Genomic DNA, 20,888 nt, shown 5'->3' with positions numbered 1-20,888 from the left:
TGGTGGTGATGGCCGCCGCCGTCGCCGACTTCCGGCCGCGCGACGTCGCCGAGACCAAGATCAAGAAGGACGGCTCGGGAGCGATGGCGCTGGAGCTGGTCGAGACCGAGGACGTCCTGGCGTCGCTGGTGCGCGAGGACGTGGCCGGACGAACCGTGATCGGGTTCGCGGCGGAGACCGGGGACGATGCGGCATCTGCGCTCGACCATGCGCGCGCGAAGGCGCGGCGCAAGGGGGCGGACCTGCTGGTCTTCAACCCGGTGGGCGGCGGGCGAGGGTTCGGCGATGTCCCCAACGAGGTGACGATGCTGAGCGCCGAGGGCGAGGTGCTTGCGCGTGCCGCCGGCACCAAGCTGGCCGTCGCGCACGCGGTGCTCGACGCGATCGAGGCGGCCCGCCGCCCCCTCCTCGGACCCTGACCGCCCACCCCCGGACAGTGCGCACGGACTTCGGCTCGACACGCCGACGAACGGCGGCATAAGCGGCATCCGGGACGGCGTGTCGGGATCAACTCCGTGCGGAGTGTCCGAGGGGCGGGGGGCGCCGGGCGTGTCCTAGCCCGCCACTAGAATGGCGGCCATGACTTCGCTCCGGCTCTTCACGTCCGAGTCCGTCACCGAGGGCCACCCCGACAAGGTCTGCGACCAGGTGTCTGACGCCATCCTCGACGAGATGCTGCGGCAGGATCCGTTGTCCCGCGTGGCCGTCGAGACCATGGTGACCACCGGCCTGGTGCACGTGGCGGGCGAGGTCAGCACCGAGGCCTACGTGGACATCCCCGGCGTCATCCGCGGCGTGGTGAGGGACATCGGGTACACGTCCTCGAAGATCGGCTTCGACGGCGACTCGTGCGGCGTGTCCGTGTCGATCGGCGAGCAGTCGCCGGACATCTGGCTGGGCGTGGGAAGGGCGACGGATTCCGACATCCACGAGCTCGGCGCCGGCGACCAGGGCCTGATGTTCGGCTATGCGTGCCGCGACACCCCGGAACTGATGCCGCTGCCGATCCACATGGCGCACGCGCTCACGGCTCGGCTCGCCCAGGTGCGCCGCAGCGGCGAGGTCGAGGGTCTGCGGCCCGACGGCAAGGCGCAGGTGACCATCGGCTACGACGGCGATCGTGCCGTGAGCGTCGACACCGTGGTGGTGTCGACGCAGCACGCCGAGGGGATCGCCACGGCGGACCTGCGCGCCGCCGTCGAGGAGGTGGTGGTGGCGCCGGTGCTGGCGCGGTACCAGCTGGACTCCGCGGGCCACCGCTCGCTCATCAACCCCACCGGACGCTTCGAGATCGGCGGCCCCGCAGGGGATGCCGGGCTCACCGGCCGCAAGATCATCGTCGACACGTATGGGGGGATGGCCCGCCACGGCGGCGGCGCCTTCTCCGGTAAGGATCCGTCCAAGGTCGACCGCAGCGCCACGTACGCGATGCGCTGGGTGGCCAAGAACGTGGTCGCCGCCGGGCTCGCGGACCGCTGCGAGGTCCAGGTCGCCTACGCGATCGGCACCGCGCACCCCGTGGGGCTCTACGTGGAGACCTTCGGCACGGCCACCGTGCCCGAGGACCGCATCGCGGCGGCCATCCGCGAGGTGTTCGACCTGCGTCCCGGCGCGATCATCGATGCGCTCGACCTGCGCCGCCCGATCTACCGCGACACGGCCGCGAACGGCCACTTCGGGCGCGAGCTGCCTACCTTCACGTGGGAGCGCACGGACCGCGCGCAGGCGCTCGAGAGCGCGGCGCGATAGCCGTCCAGCAGCCCCGCACTGTCGCGCGCGTGTGCGTCGACAGCGCCATGCCGCACCTCGACAGGCCCTTCGACTACGGGATCCCTTCGACGCTGGCGCCGGTGGTCGCCGTGGGCTCGAGGGTGCGGGTCCGGTTCGCGGGCAGGCTCATCAACGGGGTGGTGACGGGGCTGAGCGACACCACCGACTTCGACGGCGCGCTCACCCCGATCCACTCCGCCAGCGCGGTCCCGTCCTTCACCGCCGAGGCGATCTCCTTCGCCGAGCAGGTCTCGCGACGCTACGGCGGCAGCCTGTGGGACGTGCTGCGGCTGATGGCACCGCCGCGGGTTGCGAGCGTGGAGAAGCGCGACTGGTCCCAGGTGGATCACGACGAGCAGTCGTATCGCGAGGCGCACCAGACGCTGGTCGCCGGCGCGGAGGCAGTGTCGCTCCCGGCCGATGCCGTGGCCAGGGGGGCGCGCATCGTGTGGGAGGCCGTGCCGGATCCCAGCCGGCGGCACGGGCTGCCGATCGAGGCGCTGCTCGCACCGGCCGCTGCCGTCGCCGCGCGGGGGCAGGCGGCGATCGTGATCCTGCCGGACGCCCGCGCGCTGGCGGCCGCCGTCGAGGCCCTGCAGCGCTCCGGACTGTCCCGGTGGACGGCGCGCACGGGCGGTCACTTCAGCGTGCTCCACGCGGACGACGGCCCGTCGGTGAGGTTCGGGTCGTATCTGGCCGCCATGCACGGCCAAACCCGCATCGTGCTCGGAACTCGGCCGGTGGCGCTCCAGCCGGTCCCGGCGCTGGGGCTCGTGGTGATGTGGGATGAGGCCTCGGGGGTCTACGACGAGCCTCACGCGCCCTACCCGCACGCCCGCACCATCGCGGCGATGCGGGCAGACGACGCTGGCGCGGGGGTGCTGTTCGCCTCCTACGCGCCCAGCGTCGAGGCGATGGCCCTGGTGGCGCATGGGTGGGCCGAGCGGGCCGGCGTGCCGCGCGGCGCGGTGCGCGACGGGACGCCACTGGTCACCGTGGTCGACGATGAGCGCCGGCGGGCCGAGGGCGCGAGCGGGTGGCATTGGATGCCGGGTGAGGTGTGGCGCCGGGCCAGGGCGGCGCTCGAGTCCGGCCCGGTAGGCATCGTGGTCCCGCGGGCCGGCTACGTGCGCGCCACCGCCTGCGCCCGGTGCGGCACGTGGGCGGAGTGCCCCGCCTGCGGGGGACCGCTGCGCAAGGACGCCGCGACCGCGCCGCTGCAGTGCAATGAGTGCGGGGCGGTGCATCCGGACTGGCACTGCGGCGAGTGCAGCTCCGCTGCGACCAAGCAGCTGCGGCAAGGCGTGGAGCGGATCGCGGAGCAGGTGCGGGCGATGGCCGGGGAAGCCCCCGTGACGCTTTCCTCGGGCGCGTCGGGAACCGTTGCCGACGGCGAGCTGACCGCCGGAATCGTGGTGGCGACCCCATCGGCGCTGCCGGCCGTCGATGGCGGGTATTCCTGCATCGTCATCGTGGGCGCGGACGTGCCCGCAGGCGGGGCCTTGGGAGCCGAGCTCCAGGCCGTGCGCTGGTGGCTCGGCATAGCCGCCCTCGCGCGACCGCGCGGCGACGGAGGTGAGGTGATCGCCGTGGGCGAACTGCCGCCCGTGGTCCGCACCGCGATGGTGGGCTGGAGCGCCGCCGAGGCCGCGTGGGACGCCTACGGGGAGCGTGCGGACCTGGCCCTGCCACCGATGCGGCGATCGATCCGGCTGTGGGGCGAGGTCCCCGTCATCACGCTCGCGTTGTCGGAGACCGTCGAGGGAGAGCGGCTCGAGCGCCACGGTGAGGTCGGGGTGGTCGAGGCGAAGGGCGGCGTGACGCTGCTGGTCACCCGCAGGGCCGCCCAGGGAGTGGTGGACGCTCTGCGCCACCGTCAGATCGCGCTGTCCCGCTCTGGCGAGGGCGAGCTGCGCATGCGGGTCGACGCGCCCCTCGACCCGGTCTCCTGACCGGCCCGTGCCACGCTCGCCACAGGTGCTGGCGCGCGCCGTTCGCGCCACCCCCTGACACCCCGCACGGTCTCAGACTCGACACTCCGCAGACCGGGGGCGATCGGGCTCGATTCTCCGGCGTGTCGGCCCTCACTCCGTGCGCACTGTCAGGGGTGAGACGGGGTGAGACGGGGTGAGATGGGCGGGCTGCGTGGGCCGCTCGGGGGCGTTAGCGCGGGGGCGCCGCGCCCTACGATGGACGCATGCGCCTGATCTTCGCCGGAACGCCCGAGATCGCCGTCCCGACGCTGGCGGCACTCGAGGACGCGGGGCATGAGGTGGTGGCCGTCCTGACGCAGCCCGACGCGGCGGGCCGGCGCGGGAGCACTCTGCATCCCTCGCCGGTGAAGGCCTTCGCCCTCGAGCGCGGCCTGGAGGTCATGGCGCCCCAGAAGGCGTCGGACCCGGAGTTCATCGCGACGATCCGCGCGCTCGACGCCGATGCCGCCGCGGTGGTCGCATACGGCCAGATCCTGAGGCCCGCCCTGCTCGAGGCGGTGCGGCTGGCCTGGGTGAACCTGCACTTCTCGGTGCTGCCCACGTGGCGCGGCGCGGCGCCGGTCCAGCGCGCCATCATGGCGGGCGACGAGATCACGGGTGCGTCGACCTTCGTCATCGAAGAGGGCCTCGATACCGGGCCCATCATCGGCACACTGACGGAGCGCATCCGCGTCTCGGACACGGCCGGCACCCTGCTCGAGCGGCTCGCCCGGCTGGGGGCGCCTCTCATGGTCGACTCGCTCGCCGCGCTGGGCTCGGGTGCCGCGAGCCCCATCCCGCAATCCGAGGACGGCGTGAGCTACGCGGACAAGCTGACCCGCGAGGACGCCTACGTGCGGTGGGAACTGGCGGCGCACATGGTCGACCGCCGGATCCGCGGCTGCACGCCGGCGCCCGGCGCGTGGACCACCCTCCCGGACGGCTCGGTGGCAAAGCTCGGCCCGGTCTCGCCGCGCGCGCAACGCGCGTCGACGGTCCCGGGACAGCTCCGCGAGGAGGGGGGCGAGGTGCTCGTGGGCACGGGTTCCGACCCCGTCGCGCTCAGCACGATCGCGCCCGCGGGCAGGAAGCCCATGGACGCCGGAGCGTGGTGGAGGGGCGCGCGGCTGGCCGAGGGCGCGCAGCTGGGCGAGGCATGAGCCGGGCCCGCGACGTCGCGTTCGACTGCGTCATGGCGGTCTCGCTGGACGGCGCCTACGCCAACCTGTTGATGCCGAGCCTGCTCGAGAAGGCGCACCTCGCCGGTCGCGACGCGGGCTTCGCCACCGAGCTCGCGTACGGGGTGCTGCGCATGCGCGGGCTCTACGACGCGATCATCGCGCACGCCTCGCGCCGCGACCCCCGCGACCTGGACCCCGAGCTGCGGGTGAGCCTGTGGCTGGGCACCCACCAGGCGCTGGCGATGCGCGTCCCCGCGCACGCCGCCGTCAACGAGACCGTGGACAAGGTGCGCAGCGAGCTGGGCCCGGGCGCCGCTAAGCTCGCCAACGCCGTGATGCGCAGGGTGAGCGAGCGCTCCGCAGAGGCGTGGATCGCGCTCGTGGCCCCCGGCGACACCCGCTCCACACGCGCGGTGCGACACTCCCACCCCGAGTGGGTAGTGGGCGAGCTCGAGGCGGCGCTCGCCGCCGAATCCCGTCAGGGCGACACCGTGGCCCTGCTCGAGGCGGACAACTCCCCGGCCCGCGTCACCTTGGTGACCCGCCCGGGGCTCATCGATCGCGACACGCTCGCGCGGGCGACCGGGGGCGAGGCCGGCCAGTTCTCTCCGTGGGCCGTGGTGCTGCCGGGCGGGCGGCCCGGGGACATCGGTGCCGTCGCTGACGGCCGCGCCGCCGTGCAGGACGAGGGCAGCCAGGTGATGGCCGGCGCGCTGGCGGCGGCCCGGCCCATCGAGCCCGGGGAGCGCTGGCTCGACCTGTGCTCGGGCCCGGGAGGCAAGGCGGCCCTGCTGGGCGCCCTGGCCGCCGAGGGCGGAGCCAGCCTCCACGCGCTCGAGCTGCACCCGCATCGTGCCGATCTGGTGCGTCGCTCGACGCGCGCACTTCCCGAGGGCGCCGTCACGGTCGAGGTGGGCGACGGCACCACGTTCGGGGAGGACGGCGCCTACGACCGCATCGTCCTGGACGCCCCCTGCACGGGACTCGGCGCCCTCCGGCGGCGCCCCGAGTCGCGGTGGCGGCGGCAGCCGGAGGACCTCGACGAGCTGGTGCCGCTGCAGCGCGCCCTGCTCGCCAACGCGGAGCGGCTGCTCGCGCCCGGCGGGCTCCTTGCCTACATCACGTGCTCGCCCGTGCTCGCGGAGACCCGCGACGTGGTCAAGGGGTCCACCCTGCGGCAGATCGATGCCCGCGCCGCCGTCGCCGCCGTCACCTCCACCACGCCGCGGATGTGGGGCCCGGGCCCCCACGTGCAGCTGTGGACCCACGTCCACGGCACGGACTCGATGTTCCTCGCCCTGCTCGAGAAGCCGGCCTGACCCGCACCACCCACCACGAAGGGAACCACCATGACCCAGCCAGGAGACCCCGCGTACCTCGCCGACCAGCGGGCGGACCTGCTGCGGTTCGCTGCGGGCGCGGTGCGTCCCGACGGCTTCGGCTGGCTCCGGGAGGACGGCACGGTGGATGAGGAACGTGCCGTCGAGCTGTGGATCACGTGTCGGATGACCCACGTGGCGGCGCTGGGCGCCCTGGCGAACGAGCCGCCCGCCGCGGGCGGGCCCGAGCTCCAGACCCTGCTCGCGCTCGCCACGCACGGCGTGCACGCCCTGTCCGGGCCGCTCCGCGACCACGACCACGGCGGCTGGTATGCGGCCGTGGTCGATGGCGTGCCCACGGTCGCCACCAAGCAGGCCTACGGGCACGCCTTCGTGATCCTCGCCGCATCCTCCGCGGTGCAGGCCGGTATCGAGGGCGCCGATGCGCTGCTCGCCGACGCCCTGAGCGTGTCCCTCGAGCGGTTCTGGGACGAGGCCGAGGGCCTCTCGGTCGAGGAATGGGACGCCGCGTGGACCACGCTGGACGGCTACCGCGGCGTCAACGCCAACATGCACACGGTCGAGGCCTATCTCGCGGCGGGGGACGTCACGGGCGACCCGGACTGGCACGTGCGCGCGGGTCGGATCGCGGCGCGGGTCGCCGGCTGGGCCCGGGACAACGACTGGCGGATCCCGGAGCACTTCGACTCCGCGTGGGCGCCGCTGCTCGAGCACAACCGGGACGAGCCCGCGCATCCGTTCCGTCCCTACGGTGCGACCGTGGGCCACGGGCTGGAGTGGGCGCGGCTGCTGCTCTCGGTCGAGGGATCGCTCGGGGACGATGCGCCGGCGGGCCTGCGCGAGGCCGCCGTGGCGCTCTATGAGCGCGCGGTGGCGGACGGCTGGGACGCCGACGGCGCGCCCGGCTTCGTCTACACCACCGACTGGTCCGGGGCCCCCGTGGTGAGGCTGCGCATGCACTGGGTGCTCGCCGAGGCCGTCAACGCCGCAGAGGCGCTGCGCCAGGTCACGGGTGAGGCGCGCTACGCCGAGGACGCGGCCGGCTGGTGGGACTACGCGGACCGCTTCCTCGTCGACCACGCGGGCGGTTCCTGGCATCACGAGCTGGATGAGGCCAACCGGCCCGCCGGCGCAGTGTGGCCCGGCAAGCCCGACGTCTACCACGCGTACCAGGCCGCCCTGCTGCCGGTTCTGCCGATCGTGCCGTCCTTCGCGACCGCGCTGGCCCGCCGCTGACCGGGGCGAGCGTGCCGACGGCGGCGCGCGCCCGCGTGGGTGCGCGCGACTAGGCTCGGGAGCATGGGCATTCAGATCGCGCCGAGCATCCTGTCGGCGGACTTCGCCAATCTTGAGCGCGACATCCTCGCGGTCGCGGATGCCGACTGGCTGCACGTCGATGTGATGGACGGGCACTTCGTGCCCAACCTGACGATCGGCCTGCCGGTGGTCGAGCGGATTGCGCAGGTGTCGCCGCTGCCGTTGGACGTGCACCTCATGATCGAGGACCCGGACCGATGGGCCCCGCGCTACGCCGAGGTGGGGGCCGCCTCCGTGACGTTCCACCTCGAGGCGGCTCGCGACCCGCGCACCATCGCGGCGGACCTGCGCGGCCTGGGCGCGCGCGCCTCGTGCGCCATCAAGCCCGGCACCCCCGTCGAGGAGGTCCTGCCGCTCATCGACGTGCTCGACATGGTGCTGGTCATGACCGTCGAGCCGGGCTTCGGCGGCCAGGCCTTCATGGCGGACATGATGCCCAAGCTCACCACCCTCAGGGAGGCCTCGGACCGTGCCGGCCGGGACCTGTGGCTGCAGGCCGACGGCGGGGTCGCCCGCGACACGATCCAGACGGTGGTCGCGGCCGGCGGCGACGTGCTGGTCGCGGGCTCGGCCGTGTACGCGGCCGAGGACCGCGGCGCCGAGATCCGCGCACTGCGCGCCCTCGGCGAGGAGGTGCACCATCACGCCTGAGGCGGTCGACGTGCCCGACGCGTCGGAAGCCCGGGGCGGCGAGGCGGCGCCCATGACCCGAGCCGTGGAGCTCGCGCTGCGCGGCCCCGCGCACGGCCCCAACCCCCGGGTGGGGTGCGTGATCGTGGGGGAGGACGGGACGATGCTCGGCGAAGGCTGGCATCGCGGCGCGGGCACCCCCCACGCCGAGGTGGCGGCGATCGCCGACTGCGCGCGACGAGGCCATGAGGTGGCCGGCGCGACGGCGTACGTCACCCTCGAGCCGTGCGCGCACACGGGGCGAACGGGCCCCTGCACGGACGCGCTCACCCAGGCGCGCATCGGCCGCGTGCGCTATGCGGTCGAGGATCCGCACGCGGAGGCGGCCGGCGGGGGAGGGGTCCTGCGCGGCCGCGGCATCGAGGCGATCCACGTGGCCTTCGAGCCCGCGCGCGCGGTGAACCGGCGCTGGCTGGGCGCGGTCGAGCACGGCCGGCCCTGGGTGATCGCGAAGTGGGCGCAGACGCTCGACGGGCGCACGGCCGCCGTCGACGGCACCAGCTTCTGGGTGACGGGCGAGGAGGCGCGCGCCCACGCGCACGGCGTGCGGGCGGACGTGGACGCCATCCTGGTGGGCACGGGGACCGTGCGCGCCGATGACCCGGAACTGTCCGCGCGGCCGCCGGGCGCCGCCGACCCCCACCAGCCGCTGCGCGCGGTGATGGGCCTCAGCGACACGTCCGGCGCCCGCGTGTGGCGCGACGTCCACGCCCTCGCGCTGCGCACGCACGATCCCCGAGAGGCGCTGTCCGAGCTCGAGGCCCGCGAGGTGCGCACGGTGGTGGTCGAGGGCGGCGCGGCCATCACCACCGCGTTCCTGAGGGCCGGGCTGGTCGACGAGGTCCACGCGTACATCGCCCCGGCACTGCTGGGCGCGGGTACCTCGGCGGTGGGCGACCTGGGAATCGGCACCATGGGCGGCGCGTTGAGGGGGCAGGATGTGACAGCGACCGCCCTGGGCGTCGATACGCTAGTCACCGCCTTCTTCCAGAGAGGACCGCATTAGATGTTCACCGGCATCGTCGAGTCGCTCGGTACCGTCACGTCCGTGGCGTCGACCGGAGCGCAGGCTCGACTGACCATCGAAAGCCCGGGACTCACCGACCTCGTCCACGGCGAGTCCATCGCGGTCCAGGGCGTCTGCCTCACCGTTGCGGACCACCACGGCACCACCTGGACGGCGGACGTCATGCGCGTCACCCTCGACACCACCACGCTGGGCGCGCTCGAGCCCGGCTCCCGGGTCAACCTCGAGCGCGCCACCCCCGCCGGCGGGAGGCTGGGTGGACACATCATGCAGGGCCACGTCGACGGCGCGGCCACGCTGGTGGCGAGAGACTCGCAGCCCGACTGGACCGACCTCACGTTCGAGATCCCGGCGGAGCTCGAGCGGTACGTGGTGCGCAAGGGCTCGATCGCGCTCAACGGCGTCTCGCTCACGGTCGCGGAGCTCGACGGCGCGCGAGTCACCGTGTCCCTGATCCCCACCACGCTCACCGAGACCACCTTCGGCTCGATGCAGCCGGGTGAGCGCGCCAACGTCGAGGTCGACGTGGTGGCCAAGTACGTCGAGAAGATGGTCGGGACCCACGCATGAGCATCGACCCGATCGCCCTCGTCGAGCGTGCACTCGAGGACCTGCGTGCCGGCAAGCCCGTGCTCGTCTCCGACTCGCGCGACCGCGAGGACGAGGCCGACTTCATCATGGCGGCGGCGACCACCACGGTGGACTGGATCGCGTGGGGCATCCGCCACTCGAGCGGCTACCTGTGCGCGCCGATGCCGGCCGAGAAGGCCGACGCCCTCAACCTCCCCCTCATGGTGCCCAGTAGCCAGGACCCGCGGCGCACGGCATACACCGTCTCGGTGGACGCCGCCGAGGGCGTGGGCACCGGCATCTCGGCGAAGGACCGGCACCACACCGTGCGAGTGCTGTCCGATCCGGAGTCGACCGCGGACAGCCTGATCCGCCCCGGCCACGTGCTGCCGCTGCGCGCCGTGCCCGGGGGAGTGCTGCATCGTCCCGGCCACACGGAGGCGTGCGTGGACCTCTGCCGGCTCGCGGGGCTGTCGCCCGTGGGCGTCATCGGCGAGATGGTCAACGACGACGGCACGATGATGAAGCAGGGCGACGCGACCGCGATCGCCGACCAGGAGGGCCTGGTCCTCATGACCATCGCGGATCTGGTCGCGTACCGGCGCGCGAAGAACGACCTGCCGCCGCCTACCGAGGCGCGGCCTCACCGGGTGCTGGCCCAGGGCGAGGCGCGCCTGCCCACCCGGCACGGCGAGCTCACGGTGCGCGGCTACCGCGACGCACGCACCGGCGACGAGCACGTGGCGCTCACGGCCCCCGTCAAGGAGGGCGTGGTCCCCGTGGTCAGGATCCACTCGGAGTGCCTGACGGGCGACTCGTTCGGCTCGCTCCGCTGCGACTGCGGTCCACAGCTCGACGCCGCGATCGCCCGCGTGGTCGCGGACGGTGGAGCCGTGGTCTACCTGCGTGGCCAGGAGGGCCGGGGGATCGGCATCCTGTCCAAGATCCAGGCCTACGGGCTGCAGGACCGCGGCCTCGACACCGTCGACGCGAACACGCACCTGGGCCTGCCCGTCGACCGGCGCGAGTACGGCGCCGCGGCGGCAATCCTCCACGACCTGGGCTTCGACCAGGTCCGCCTGCTGACCAACAATCCCGCCAAGGTCGAGGGCCTGCGCGCCTCCGGGATCGACTGCATCGAGCGCGTCCCGCACCGGGTGGGCTCCCACCCCGAGAACGAGCACTACCTCCGCACCAAGCTGGAGCGGATGGGTCACCTGCTGGGAGACAACGCATGAGCGGCGCGGGTGCACCCGTGGTCGAGGTCGACGCGAGCGACCTCACCATCGAGATCGTCGCCAGCCTGTGGCACACGGAGGTCATGGACGGGCTCGTCGCCGGCGCCATCCGCGCGGCGGAGCGGGCGGGAGCGGCGTATCGCGTCACGCGAGTTCCGGGTGCCTTCGAGCTGACCGTGGTGGCCGAGGCGCTCGCTCGCGGCGGCGCGGACGCGATCGCGTGCCTGGGTGTGGTGATCCGCGGCGGGACGCCGCACTTCGAGTACGTGTGCGACGCCGTCACACGGGGATTGACCGATGTGGCGCGCACCCACGCCACGCCGGTGGGCTTCGGGATCCTCACCACGGACGACGACCAGCAGGCGCTCGACCGCGCGGGGCTGCCCGGCTCCAGCGAGGACAAGGGTGCGGAGGCCGTCGAGGCGGCCCTCGCCACGGCGATCGTGCTGCGCGAGCTCTAGCGCGGAGCCCCGCGGCGCGGACCGTCGCTCGGCCGCGCCCGTCCCGAGGGCCGATAGGCTTGCCCCCGTGAAGACGTTCGAGGAGCTGTTCGAGGAACTGCAACGCCGAGCCGACGAGCGCCCCGAGGGCTCGAGCACGGTCGCGATGCTGGACAAGGGCGTGCACGCGATCGGCAAGAAGCTGGTCGAGGAGGCCGCCGAATCCTGGATGGCCGCCGAGCACGAGTCCCCGGAGCAGGCGGCCGAGGAGCTCTCGCAACTCCTGTACTGGGCCCAGGTGATGATGGTCGCCAAGGGGCTCACGCTCGACGACGTGTACAAGAACCTGTAGGGGAGAGAAGTGCTGCGCATCGCCGTGCCCAACAAGGGCTCGCTGTCCGAACCCGCCTCCCAGTTGCTGAAGGAGGCCGGCTACCGGCAGCGCCGCGACCCGCGTGAGCTGGTGCTGGTCGACGAGCGCAACGGGGTCGAGTTCTTCTTCCTTCGCCCGCGCGACGTGGCCGTCTATGTGGGCTCGGGCACGGTCGACGTGGGCATCACCGGCCGGGACCTGCTCATCGACTCCGGCGTCGACGCCGTCGAGCACCTTGAGCTCGGCTTCGGAGGCTCGACCTTCCGGTTCGCCGCCCCCACCGGGGTGGCGACCACCATCGCGGACGTGCAGGGCAAGCGCGTGGCCACCAGCTATCCGCGACTGGTCGACGAGCACCTGCGATCGCACGGGGTCGAGGCGACCGTGGTGAGGCTGGATGGGGCCGTCGAGTCCTCGGTGCGACTGGGCGTGGCCGATGTGGTGGCCGACGTGGTCTCGACCGGCACCACACTGCGGGCGGCCGGGCTCGAGATCTTCGGCGACCCGATCCTGGCCTCCGAGGCGATCATGATCCGTGCGCAGGACGCGTCGGTGGAGGACCTCGCCATCGTGACCGGGCGCCTGCGCGGCGTGCTCATGGCGCGCAAGTTCGTGCTGGTCGACTACGACGTGCCCGGCGAGCGCCTCGAGCGCGCGATCGAGGTGACGCCCGGCTTCGAGGCGCCCACCGTGACGCCGCTGCACGGCTCCGACTGGCACGCCGTGCGCGTGATGGTGCCGCGTGCCGAGATGAACCACGTGATGGACGCGCTCTACGCCGTGGGCGCGCGCGCGATCCTCACCACGGAACTGCTCGCGGTTAGGGTGTGATGTCCTCGACGCCGAAGCCGCAGCGCCTCCTCAACCTCATCATCGGGCTGTCGAGCACCCGCCACCGGCTGACGCGCGAGCAGATCCGTGACACGGTCGAGGGCTACGACCCGCTGCCCGGCGGCGCCTCCGAGGAAGAGGTGCGCAAGGCCGAGCAGGCCTTCGAGCGGATGTTCGAGCGCGACAAGGCGGAGCTGCGCGAGATGGGCGTCCCCGTCGAGACCGTCGAGGATCAGGTCCACGGCGACGAGATCGGGTACCGGATCCGTCCCGCGGAGGCGGCGATGCCGGCGCTGGATCTCACCGCGGCCGAGCTGGCGGTGCTGTCCGTCGCCAAGGACTACTGGCGAGGCGCGGTGCTGGGCGGAGATGCTCAGCAGGCCGTGATGAAGCTCACGTCATCGGCCGAGCACGGCCCGCGCGTCGAACTCCCGTTCGCGGCGCTGCCGTCCACGTCGCACGACGCGTTCGGGACGCTCGTCGAGGCGGTCGCGGACCGCCAGAGCGTCCGATTCGAGTACTCGTCGGTGGCCTCGGGCGCGGGAACGCGCAGCATCGACCCGTGGAAGGTGGTGCTGCGGGCCGGCGTCGCCTACGTGATCGGCTTCGACCGCGACCGCGAGGCGGCTCGCACCTTCCGCGTGCAGCGCATCGGCGGCGCGGTCACCCCGGTGGGCGACCCGGGCGCCTACGACATCCCCGAGGAGATCCCGCTCGGCGCGCTCGCCGAGAGCGGGGACGTGGTCACGGCTCGCGTGGCGCTGCGCCCCGAGTCGGGTCATGCGCTCCGCCGGCGCGGCGCGCCCGCCGGCGACCAGGGGGGCTGGGACCTCTTCGACGTCGAGTACGCGCACGCCGACGCCCTCGTCGCCGAGGTCCTGGGGCTCGCCGGCGCGGCGCGCATCGTCGCGCCTGCGGCGTTGGCCGCCGCGGTGGTGCGGGCCGCACAGGCGGCGCTGGAGGTGTCCGATGGCTGAGCAGGCACGCGACCGGCTGGTCCGGATGCTCGGAATCCTCACCTACGTCGAGCGCAACGGACCCACGCCCTTCGCCGAGCTCGCCGACCACTTCGGGGTGCCGGTGGCCCAGGTGCGCAAGGACATCGACGCGCTGTGGATCGCGTCCGAGCCGGGCGACTCCTGGTATCCCATCGACTTCTCCTCCGACGAGTTCGACGCGGACGTGGCCGCGCTGGTCCGTAACGACGGCGTCACCCAGGTTCGCCTCTCGCCCCGTGAGGCGGTCGCGCTCGTGGGCGCGCTCTCCACCATGGGCGCGGCCGGCGCCCTGCCGGAGGCGGGCATGCAGGCGTTGGCCAAGCTGCGCGACGCCCTCGCCGAGCCCGTGATCGTGCTGGGCGACGATGCGGTGTCGCCGGAGGTGCGCGACGCCCTGCTCGCGGCGATCGCCCGCTATCGCCAGGCGCGGGTGGAGTACGTGGACGCGCACGACCGGCGCACCATCCGCGTGGTCGACCCCCATCGCCTGGTGCTCATCGACGGCCATGGCTATCTCGAGTGCTTCTGCCGACGCGCGCAGGACTACCGGGTGCTGCGGTTGGACCGAATCGCGAGCGCGACGGTGCTCGACGGCGCGGTCGAGCACCCGCCCACCGACACCGCTGGGTTCAACCTGGCGCCCACGCTCACGGCGACGGTACGCATCGCGCGTGCCGGTCGCTGGGCGCTCGAGGAGATGCCGCGCACCCGCATCGAGGACGCGGAGGACGACGTGATCGGCACCTTCGACGTGGCCGATGTGGACTGGGCAGCGGGGCGTCTGCTCGCGGTCGCTCCGCACCTGCGTTCGGTCGAGCCGCGACCCCTGCGCGACGCGCTGCGCACCCAGGCTGCGTCCGTGCTCGCCGTCCAGCGTTAGACTGGCGCCCAGTCATCGTCAAAGGAGTGGCATCGCATGGGACCCCGCGAGATCCTTATCATCCTGCTGATCGTGCTGCTGCTGTTCGGCGCGCCCAAGCTTCCGCAACTCGCGCGCTCGCTCGGCCAGTCGATGCGCATCCTCAAGGACGAGACCAAGACTCTGACCGACGACCCGAAGTCGGACCAGCCCGCCGCCACCGACGCGCCCGCCTCGTCGGGCACGTCCGACACGCGCCCCCCGGCCGAGACCGACACGCCCGCGTCGTCGTCCTCGGACGAGCCGCGTGACAACCAGAAGTAGCGCCCGCGCGGGCAATCCCGATGCCCGCATGTCGCTGGCCGATCACCTGCGGGAGTTCCGCAAGCGACTGATCCTCGCCGCCATCGGCATCGCCATCGGCATGGTGGCGGGATGGTTCCTCTACACACCCGTGTTCGAGGCCCTGCAGCGGCCCGTGCTCGAAGCCGCCGAACGGGACGATGCGCTGGTCACCGTGAATTTTGCGGGAGTGGCGACGGCCCTCGACATGCAGATCAAGATGTCGCTGCTCATCGGCGTGATCGTCAGCGCCCCGTGGTGGCTCTACCAGCTGTGGGCCTTCGTGGCGCCCGGCCTCAAGTCCACCGAGCGGCGCTACACGGTGGGCTTCCTCGCGGCCGCGATCCCGCTGTTCTTCGGGGGCGTGCTGTTCGGCTGGTGGGTGTTCCCGCGCGCCATCACCATTCTCACTGGATTCACGCCGGACGGTGCCGCGAACTTCCTCGACGCGCAGACGTTCATGACGTTTGCGATGCGCCTCATCCTCGCGTTCGGCATCGCCTTCGTGTTCCCCGTGGTGATGGTGGCGCTCACGTGGACGGGCATCGTCCAGGCGCGCACCTGGCTGCGCGGGTGGCGCTGGGCGGTCTTCATCATCTTCCTCGCCGCCGCGATCCTCACCCCCACGCCCGACGCCGTGACGATGCTGTTCATGGCGGTCCCCATGGTGGCCCTGTACTTCGCCGCGGTGGGCGTGGGCCTGCTGCGAGAGCGCGTCTCCCGGCGCCGTCGTGCCAAGGCCGCCGCAGCGCCAGCGACCGCGGCGCCAGCGGACGCGGGGTCGACGGACCCGGCGCAGCATCAGGATCCCTCCTGATGGCCACGCTGGGTGTCATCACCAACCCGACCGCGGGGTCCGGCCGCGGCGCGCGCCGTGGCAAGGAGGCCCTGGCAGCTCTGGCCGGGGGCGGGCATCGCCTCATCGACCTCTCGCGCGGTTCCTGGGCGGCGTCCTACGAGGCCGCGATGGCGCATCGTCGCCAGATCGACGCCCTGGTGGTGGTGGGTGGCGACGGCATGGCGCACCTGGGCCTGCAGGTGTGCTCGGAGCGCAAGTTGCCGCTTGGCATCATCGCCGTGGGCTCGGGCGACGACATCGCCTGCGCTCTGGGGCTGCCTCGACACGACATCGCGGGGGCGGTGGCGCGGATCGAGGCGGGGCTCCGCGGCGAGTCGGTGCGCGTGGACGTGGGCAAGGTGACGGGCGGCGGCGTCGAGGAGCCGGCGCGGCCGCGCTACTTTGGCGCCGTGCTCTCGGCGGGCATCGACGCCGCGGTCGCGTCCTATGCACGCACCATCACCCACCCGCGGGGCCCGATGAAGTACAAGGTGGCCACCTTCCGCGAGATCCCGCGGTTCCGGCCCTACGGGGTGCGCCTCAAGGCGGACGGCCGCGAGTGGACGCAACTGTGCACCCTGGTCGCGGTCGCCAACGCGCCCATCTTCGGCGGCGGGCTCATCATCACGCCGGACGCCTCCGTCACGGACGGCAAGCTGGACCTGGTGCTGGCGGACGCGATGTCGAAGATGGACATCCTGCGGATGTTCCCCAAGCTGCGCGACGGCAGCCATGTCAGCGATCCCCGGGTGCGCATCGTCCGGGTCGAGGAGGCCGTCATCTCGCCCGACCCGTCGGGTGCGCCCATGCCGCCGGCGTTCGCGGACGGCGAGCTCGTGGGAGCGACGCCGCTCACCGTGAAGGTCGCCGCGAAGGCGCTGACGGTCCTGGGCGGGACGGCACAGTAGCCTGACGGCATGACCACCCCCGCCGAGCGCTACGCGGCCGCGCGGGCTCGCCGCAAGCACGCCGACCTCGCCGAGTTCGAAGACGAGCTCTCCTTCTCGCTGGACCCGTACCAGCGGGCCTCGTGCGAGGCGGTGGGCGAGGGCCACAGCGTGCTCGTGGCCGCTCCGACGGGAGCGGGGAAGACCCTGGTGGGCGAGTACGCGGTCCGGCACGCGTTCCGGCAGGGTGAGAAGGCGTTCTACACCACGCCCATCAAGGCGCTGTCCAACCAGAAGTTCAACGACCTCACGCGCGCATACGGCCCGGGCAACGTGGGCCTGCTGACGGGCGACACCACCGTGAACCCGGACGCGGAGATCGTGGTGATGACCACTGAGGTGCTCCGCAACATGATCTACGCGGGTTCCAGCACGCTGGACAGGCTCGGGGTGGTGGTGCTGGACGAGGTGCACTACCTCGCGGACCGCTTCCGCGGCTCCGTATGGGAGGAGGTGATCATCCACCTCCACGAGCGCACCGCGATCGTCGCGCTCTCGGCCACCGTCTCCAACGCCGAGGAGTTCGGCGCCTGGCTGAGCGAGGTGCGGGGCGACACTCGCGTGGTGGTCTCGGAGCATCGTCCGGTGCCGCTGTGGCCTCACGTGATGCTGCGCGAGGGGATCTTCGACCTCTACGCGCCGGGGGTGGACCCGCAGGATCCGGGGCCCACGCCGGGACTCAACCCGGAGCTCGAGGCGATCACCAAGCGATCGCGCTACGACGAGGGACGCCCCGCGGGGCGGGGAGGCGGCCGTCCCACCCGTGGCGGCCGGCGGCCGGCGGGGCGGCGCGCGCCTCCCAGGTTCGCGGTGGTCGACGTTCTCGACCGGCAGGGATTGCTGCCGGCGATCGTGTTCATCTTCTCGCGCGCCGGCTGCGACGATGCTGTGGACCAGGTCCGGGCCTCCGGGCTGGTGCTCACCACCGAGGAGGAGCGTCACGAGATCTCCCGGATCATCGAGGAGCGCTGTTCGGGGCTGCCCACCGCCGACCTGGGGGCGCTGGGCTACACGCATTGGCGCGACCACCTCGAGGCCGGCATCGCGGCGCATCACGCCGGCATGATCCCGCTGTTCAAGGAGGTGGTCGAGCAGCTGTTCACCGCGGGCCTCATCAAGGTGGTCTACGCGACGGAGACGCTCGCCTTGGGCATCAACATGCCCGCGCGCTCCGTGGTGCTCGAGAAGCTGGTGAAGTGGGACGGCCAGGGGCACAAGGACCTGACGGCGGGGGAGTACACGCAGCTGACGGGGCGCGCCGGTCGTCGCGGCATCGACGTCGAGGGCCACGCCGTCGTGGTGGAGCATCCGGGCTTCGACGTGACCCAGTTGGGGCGCCTGGCGTCTCGGCGCACCTACCCGCTGATCAGCTCGTTCCAGCCCACCTACAACATGGCCATCAACCTGGTGGCGACGCTCGGCGTGGTCCGGGCGCGCGCGGTGCTCGAGATGTCCTTCGCGCAATACCAGGCCGATCAGTCCGTGGTGGGCAAGGCGCGGCGCGCACGCGAGCTCGACGCGACCCTCGCGGGCTACGCCGACTCGGCGGCCTGCGACCGCGGCGACTTCATGGAGTATGCGGCGATGAGGGACCGGCTGAACCGCCTTCAGAAGCAGGCGTCGAAGGTCGCGTCCCGCGCGCGGCAGGAGGCCACGGCGGCGACGCTGGCAGCCCTGCAGCGCGGCGACGTGGTGCGGGTGGGCGGCGGCCGGCGTGCGGGTCTCGCTGCCGTGGTGGAGCCCGACGACAACCCGGTTGCTCCGCGTCCGCTGGTGGTGACCGAGCACGCACGCGTCCACCGGCTGGCGATCTCCGAGCTCCACCATGGGCTGGAGACGGTCGGCACGGTCAAGATTCCCAAGCGGTTCGACTCGCGCAACGCCCGCAGCCGCCGTGAGTTCGCCCAGGTGCTCAACGACGCCCGCGGCGGCTTCGACTTGGCGCGCGCCCGGCGACAGCCGGCGGCAGCGCCCGGCGAGGCCGAGGAGCTCGAGGTGCGGCGGCAGATTCGCGAGCATCCCTGCCACCAGTGCCCGGATCGCGAGTCCCACGCGCGCTGGGCCGAGCGCTATCACAAGACCCTGCGCGACAAGGACCGGGTGGTGGGCGAGATCCAACGTGCCACCGGGTCGATCGCGCGGGTATTCGACAAGCGGCTCGCCATCCTGGACGCACTCGATTACGTGGAGATGCACGAGGGCGAGCCGGAGCTCACCCGGGCCGGCGAGATGATGCGCACCCTCTATGCAGAGAATGACATCGTGATCGCCGAGGCGCTCCGCAACGGCGTGTGGGACGGCCTCAACCCCGCGGCGCTGGCGGCCGCGGTGTCGACGCTCATCTACTCGGGGCGGCGCGAGGACGAGACGCGGACCCCCAAGGTTCCGGGCGGCCCGGGCGGCATTCTGGGCCAGGCCCTGCGCGAGACGGTGCGGCTGTGGTCGAAGGTCGACGACATGCAGCGCGAGCGCGGCCTGCCCGACCTGCCGGTGCCGCACTGGGGCATCGTGGGCCCCATCCATGGATGGACTCAGGGCAAGGGGCTCGACACCGTGCTCAAGGGCTCGGAGATCGCGCCCGGCGACATGGTGCGCTGGTGCAAGCAGGTGATCGACGCGCTCGATCAGATCGCAGAGGTTGCCCCGAACGCCGCGGTCAGCAGCGCAGCGATCTCCGCGATCAAGTCGATGCGCAGGGGAGTGGTCGCGTACTGATCGGCGAACGGTCCACTCACCGAGCGCGGGTCGGTCAGCGGGCGCACCTCTCCCACGGGGCAGAACTCACCCAGTAGGCAACGGTTCGGGTGGGGCGTTCTGGATCTCGAGTGCGGCCCGTCCGCCCAGCACCGGGGTCCGGCTCGGGTCGATGTGTTCCGGCGGGATGATCCATACGCGGTCGCCGCGGATCTCCACGTCCCAGCCGTCGCGGTGGAGCCGATGGTGGCAGGCCGTGCAGAGCATCAGGCCGTTCGACAGGTCCGAGGTGCCGCCGCGAGAGCGCCACCGGACGTGATGCGCCTCGCACCACGATGGGGGCGCATGGCAGATCGCGCAGCCGCCGTCCCGTTCCAGCAGCGCGAGCCGCTGTGCGGCGGTGAAGAAGTCCTTGGCGCTGCCGAGATCCAGCGGCAGGGATCGGCCGTCCATGAGCGCCGGGATGATCCGCGCGTTGGTCGCCATGGTGCGCAGCGCGAACCCCGACAACGGAGCCTGCAGCTGGTCGCACGTTCCGACTCCCAGTTCCGCCTCGAGTTCTTGCTTGTCGATGCGGACGATCACGGTCGTGGTGGGCTTCACGATGGGCGAGCCGCAGCCCAGCACGTGGCTCGCCATGGTGCTCAGGCCATCGGCATTCATCTGATTGGTGGTCCGATGGTCGGTCAGACCGGGTGGCACATCCGCGTCACGCTTGGCGGCAAGCGCCTCGCGCACGTAGGCCTCGAGGAACGCCCTCACGGGCGCCGCAGTCACGGGGTCGAGTTCTCCGCGGACCTGGGTCATGCCGGCCCGGTCCTCCCATACCCGCAACGCTCGCGCCTCGTGTTGGGCCTCCTGCTTGTCGCGTAGCGCCGCACGATCGAGCAGCGCGATCGCGGAGTCGACGGCCCGCTTGAGGTGCCGCAGCGGCAGCATCTTCGCCTTCGCGACCAGTTCCGCCTCGAGGCCCTGCGTCCCCCGTTCGCCGATCACGTCCAGGGCGTCGGTGATCACGGCGGCCTTGTCCGGTCCCAACAGGCCCTCTCGCACCGCGGCGGCGACCAGGGGCCACGCGGCCGGGCGGTCAGCCACGGTCGGGCCGTCCGCACCCTCGGGGCCCTCATCCCCGCCGGCTTCGGCCTGCGAGGCATTCTCGAGCATCGTGCCCACCACGATCAGCCGCTCGGCCTCCGCCTCGGATCCCCCAAGTGTGTCCGCGACGAGCCTGCGCGCCGAGGGCTGGCCGTGCCGGCGGGCCATCCCGCCCGCACCGTGCTGCTTCTGGGACCGCAGGCGAAGCTCCGCGGCGCCCACGGCCAGCAGCATCTCGCTACGCCGCTTGACCGCCGCGGCCGCCTTGACGAACGCCAGCAGCTCGCGGTTGTCGAGCTCGGCACCGGACCGCCCTTCGAACGCGCGCACGGCCTCCGCGTCCCGCCCGAGATCGCCGCTGGAGA

The 20,888-nt window shown here is 72.7% G+C and carries 20 protein-coding genes; 19 read left to right on the top strand and 1 reads right to left on the bottom strand.

The genetic code is table 11. From position 1 onward, the window contains the following. The 19 genes from Q0L54_RS04875 to Q0L54_RS04785 form a co-directional block, all read left to right on the top strand. A partial coding sequence (locus Q0L54_RS04875; RefSeq protein ID WP_296665894.1) for a phosphopantothenoylcysteine decarboxylase occupies positions 1–419 on the top strand: 419 nt, incomplete at its 5' end. Between the two features lie 160 nt (positions 420–579). Further along, on the top strand, positions 580–1,749 hold the full coding sequence (gene metK, locus Q0L54_RS04870) for a methionine adenosyltransferase (RefSeq protein WP_296665892.1): 1,170 nt from the start codon (positions 580–582) through the stop codon (positions 1,747–1,749). Positions 1,750–1,778: 29 nt separating this feature from the next. Beyond that, a complete protein-coding gene (locus Q0L54_RS04865; protein ID WP_296665891.1) occupies positions 1,779–3,722 on the top strand; it encodes a hypothetical protein in 1,944 nt (647 codons plus the stop codon). Between the two features lie 245 nt (positions 3,723–3,967). Further along, positions 3,968–4,903 carry a methionyl-tRNA formyltransferase gene (gene fmt, locus Q0L54_RS04860; protein WP_296665890.1) on the top strand — a complete coding sequence of 312 codons (936 nt, stop codon included), beginning with the start codon at positions 3,968–3,970 and terminating at the stop codon, positions 4,901–4,903. After that, on the top strand, positions 4,900–6,243 hold the full coding sequence (locus Q0L54_RS04855; protein WP_296665888.1) for a transcription antitermination factor NusB: 1,344 nt from the start codon (positions 4,900–4,902) through the stop codon (positions 6,241–6,243). The genes fmt and Q0L54_RS04855 overlap by 4 nt, the downstream gene beginning before the upstream one ends. Before the next feature lie 30 nt (positions 6,244–6,273). Continuing rightward, entirely contained in the window at positions 6,274–7,500 is a 1,227-nt protein-coding gene (locus tag Q0L54_RS04850) for an AGE family epimerase/isomerase (protein WP_296665887.1), read from the top strand. Between the two features lie 63 nt (positions 7,501–7,563). Beyond that, complete coding sequence (gene rpe / locus Q0L54_RS04845) at positions 7,564–8,232, top strand: ribulose-phosphate 3-epimerase (protein WP_296665885.1); 669 nt, start codon at positions 7,564–7,566, stop codon at positions 8,230–8,232. A 52-nt stretch (positions 8,233–8,284) separates the two neighbouring features. Further along, positions 8,285–9,277 (top strand): bifunctional diaminohydroxyphosphoribosylaminopyrimidine deaminase/5-amino-6-(5-phosphoribosylamino)uracil reductase RibD, encoded by a 993-nt coding sequence (ribD, locus tag Q0L54_RS04840; RefSeq protein ID WP_296665883.1) that lies wholly within the window; start codon positions 8,285–8,287, stop codon positions 9,275–9,277. Then, a complete protein-coding gene (locus Q0L54_RS04835; protein WP_296665881.1) occupies positions 9,278–9,868 on the top strand; it encodes a riboflavin synthase in 591 nt (196 codons plus the stop codon). Continuing rightward, positions 9,865–11,106: a GTP cyclohydrolase II gene (gene ribA, locus Q0L54_RS04830; RefSeq protein WP_296665879.1), complete on the top strand. Its 1,242-nt coding sequence runs from the start codon at positions 9,865–9,867 to the stop codon at positions 11,104–11,106. The genes Q0L54_RS04835 and ribA overlap by 4 nt, the downstream gene beginning before the upstream one ends. Beyond that, positions 11,103–11,567, top strand: coding sequence for a 6,7-dimethyl-8-ribityllumazine synthase (gene ribH, locus Q0L54_RS04825; RefSeq protein WP_296665878.1), 465 nt, complete (start codon positions 11,103–11,105; stop codon positions 11,565–11,567). Before ribA ends, ribH begins: the two co-directional genes overlap by 4 nt. Positions 11,568–11,634: 67 nt before the next feature. Next, entirely contained in the window at positions 11,635–11,898 is a 264-nt protein-coding gene (locus Q0L54_RS04820; RefSeq protein ID WP_296665877.1) for a phosphoribosyl-ATP diphosphatase, read from the top strand. Positions 11,899–11,907: 9 nt separating this feature from the next. Beyond that, positions 11,908–12,750: an ATP phosphoribosyltransferase gene (gene hisG, locus Q0L54_RS04815; RefSeq protein ID WP_296665876.1), complete on the top strand. Its 843-nt coding sequence runs from the start codon at positions 11,908–11,910 to the stop codon at positions 12,748–12,750. Beyond that, a complete protein-coding gene (locus tag Q0L54_RS04810; RefSeq protein WP_296665874.1) occupies positions 12,750–13,727 on the top strand; it encodes a WYL domain-containing protein in 978 nt (325 codons plus the stop codon). The genes hisG and Q0L54_RS04810 overlap by 1 nt, the downstream gene beginning before the upstream one ends. Continuing rightward, positions 13,720–14,628 (top strand): WYL domain-containing protein, encoded by a 909-nt coding sequence (locus Q0L54_RS04805; RefSeq protein ID WP_296665872.1) that lies wholly within the window; start codon positions 13,720–13,722, stop codon positions 14,626–14,628. Before Q0L54_RS04810 ends, Q0L54_RS04805 begins: the two co-directional genes overlap by 8 nt. Positions 14,629–14,664: 36 nt before the next feature. Beyond that, positions 14,665–14,931, top strand: a complete 267-nt coding sequence (tatA, locus tag Q0L54_RS04800) for a Sec-independent protein translocase subunit TatA (protein WP_296665870.1) — start codon at positions 14,665–14,667, stop codon at positions 14,929–14,931. Then, positions 14,915–15,766, top strand: a complete 852-nt coding sequence (gene tatC / locus Q0L54_RS04795; RefSeq protein WP_296665868.1) for a twin-arginine translocase subunit TatC — start codon at positions 14,915–14,917, stop codon at positions 15,764–15,766. The genes tatA and tatC overlap by 17 nt, the downstream gene beginning before the upstream one ends. Continuing rightward, positions 15,766–16,695, top strand: a complete 930-nt coding sequence (locus tag Q0L54_RS04790) for a diacylglycerol kinase family protein (protein WP_296665866.1) — start codon at positions 15,766–15,768, stop codon at positions 16,693–16,695. Before tatC ends, Q0L54_RS04790 begins: the two co-directional genes overlap by 1 nt. Positions 16,696–16,704: 9 nt before the next feature. Continuing rightward, positions 16,705–19,449, top strand: a complete 2,745-nt coding sequence (locus tag Q0L54_RS04785; protein ID WP_296665865.1) for a DEAD/DEAH box helicase — start codon at positions 16,705–16,707, stop codon at positions 19,447–19,449. A gap of 66 nt (positions 19,450–19,515) precedes the next feature. Here the strand turns inward: Q0L54_RS04785 and Q0L54_RS04780 are convergent. Then, positions 19,516–20,888: HNH endonuclease signature motif containing protein (locus Q0L54_RS04780; protein WP_296665863.1), on the bottom strand; the 1,373-nt coding region annotated here is incomplete at its 5' end.

The organism is Demequina sp., from assembly GCF_024642165.1.
Taxonomy (GTDB): domain Bacteria; phylum Actinomycetota; class Actinomycetes; order Actinomycetales; family Demequinaceae; genus Demequina.
Note: the sequence above shows the minus strand (reverse complement) of the source record. Positions and strands in the feature narration are given on the sequence as shown.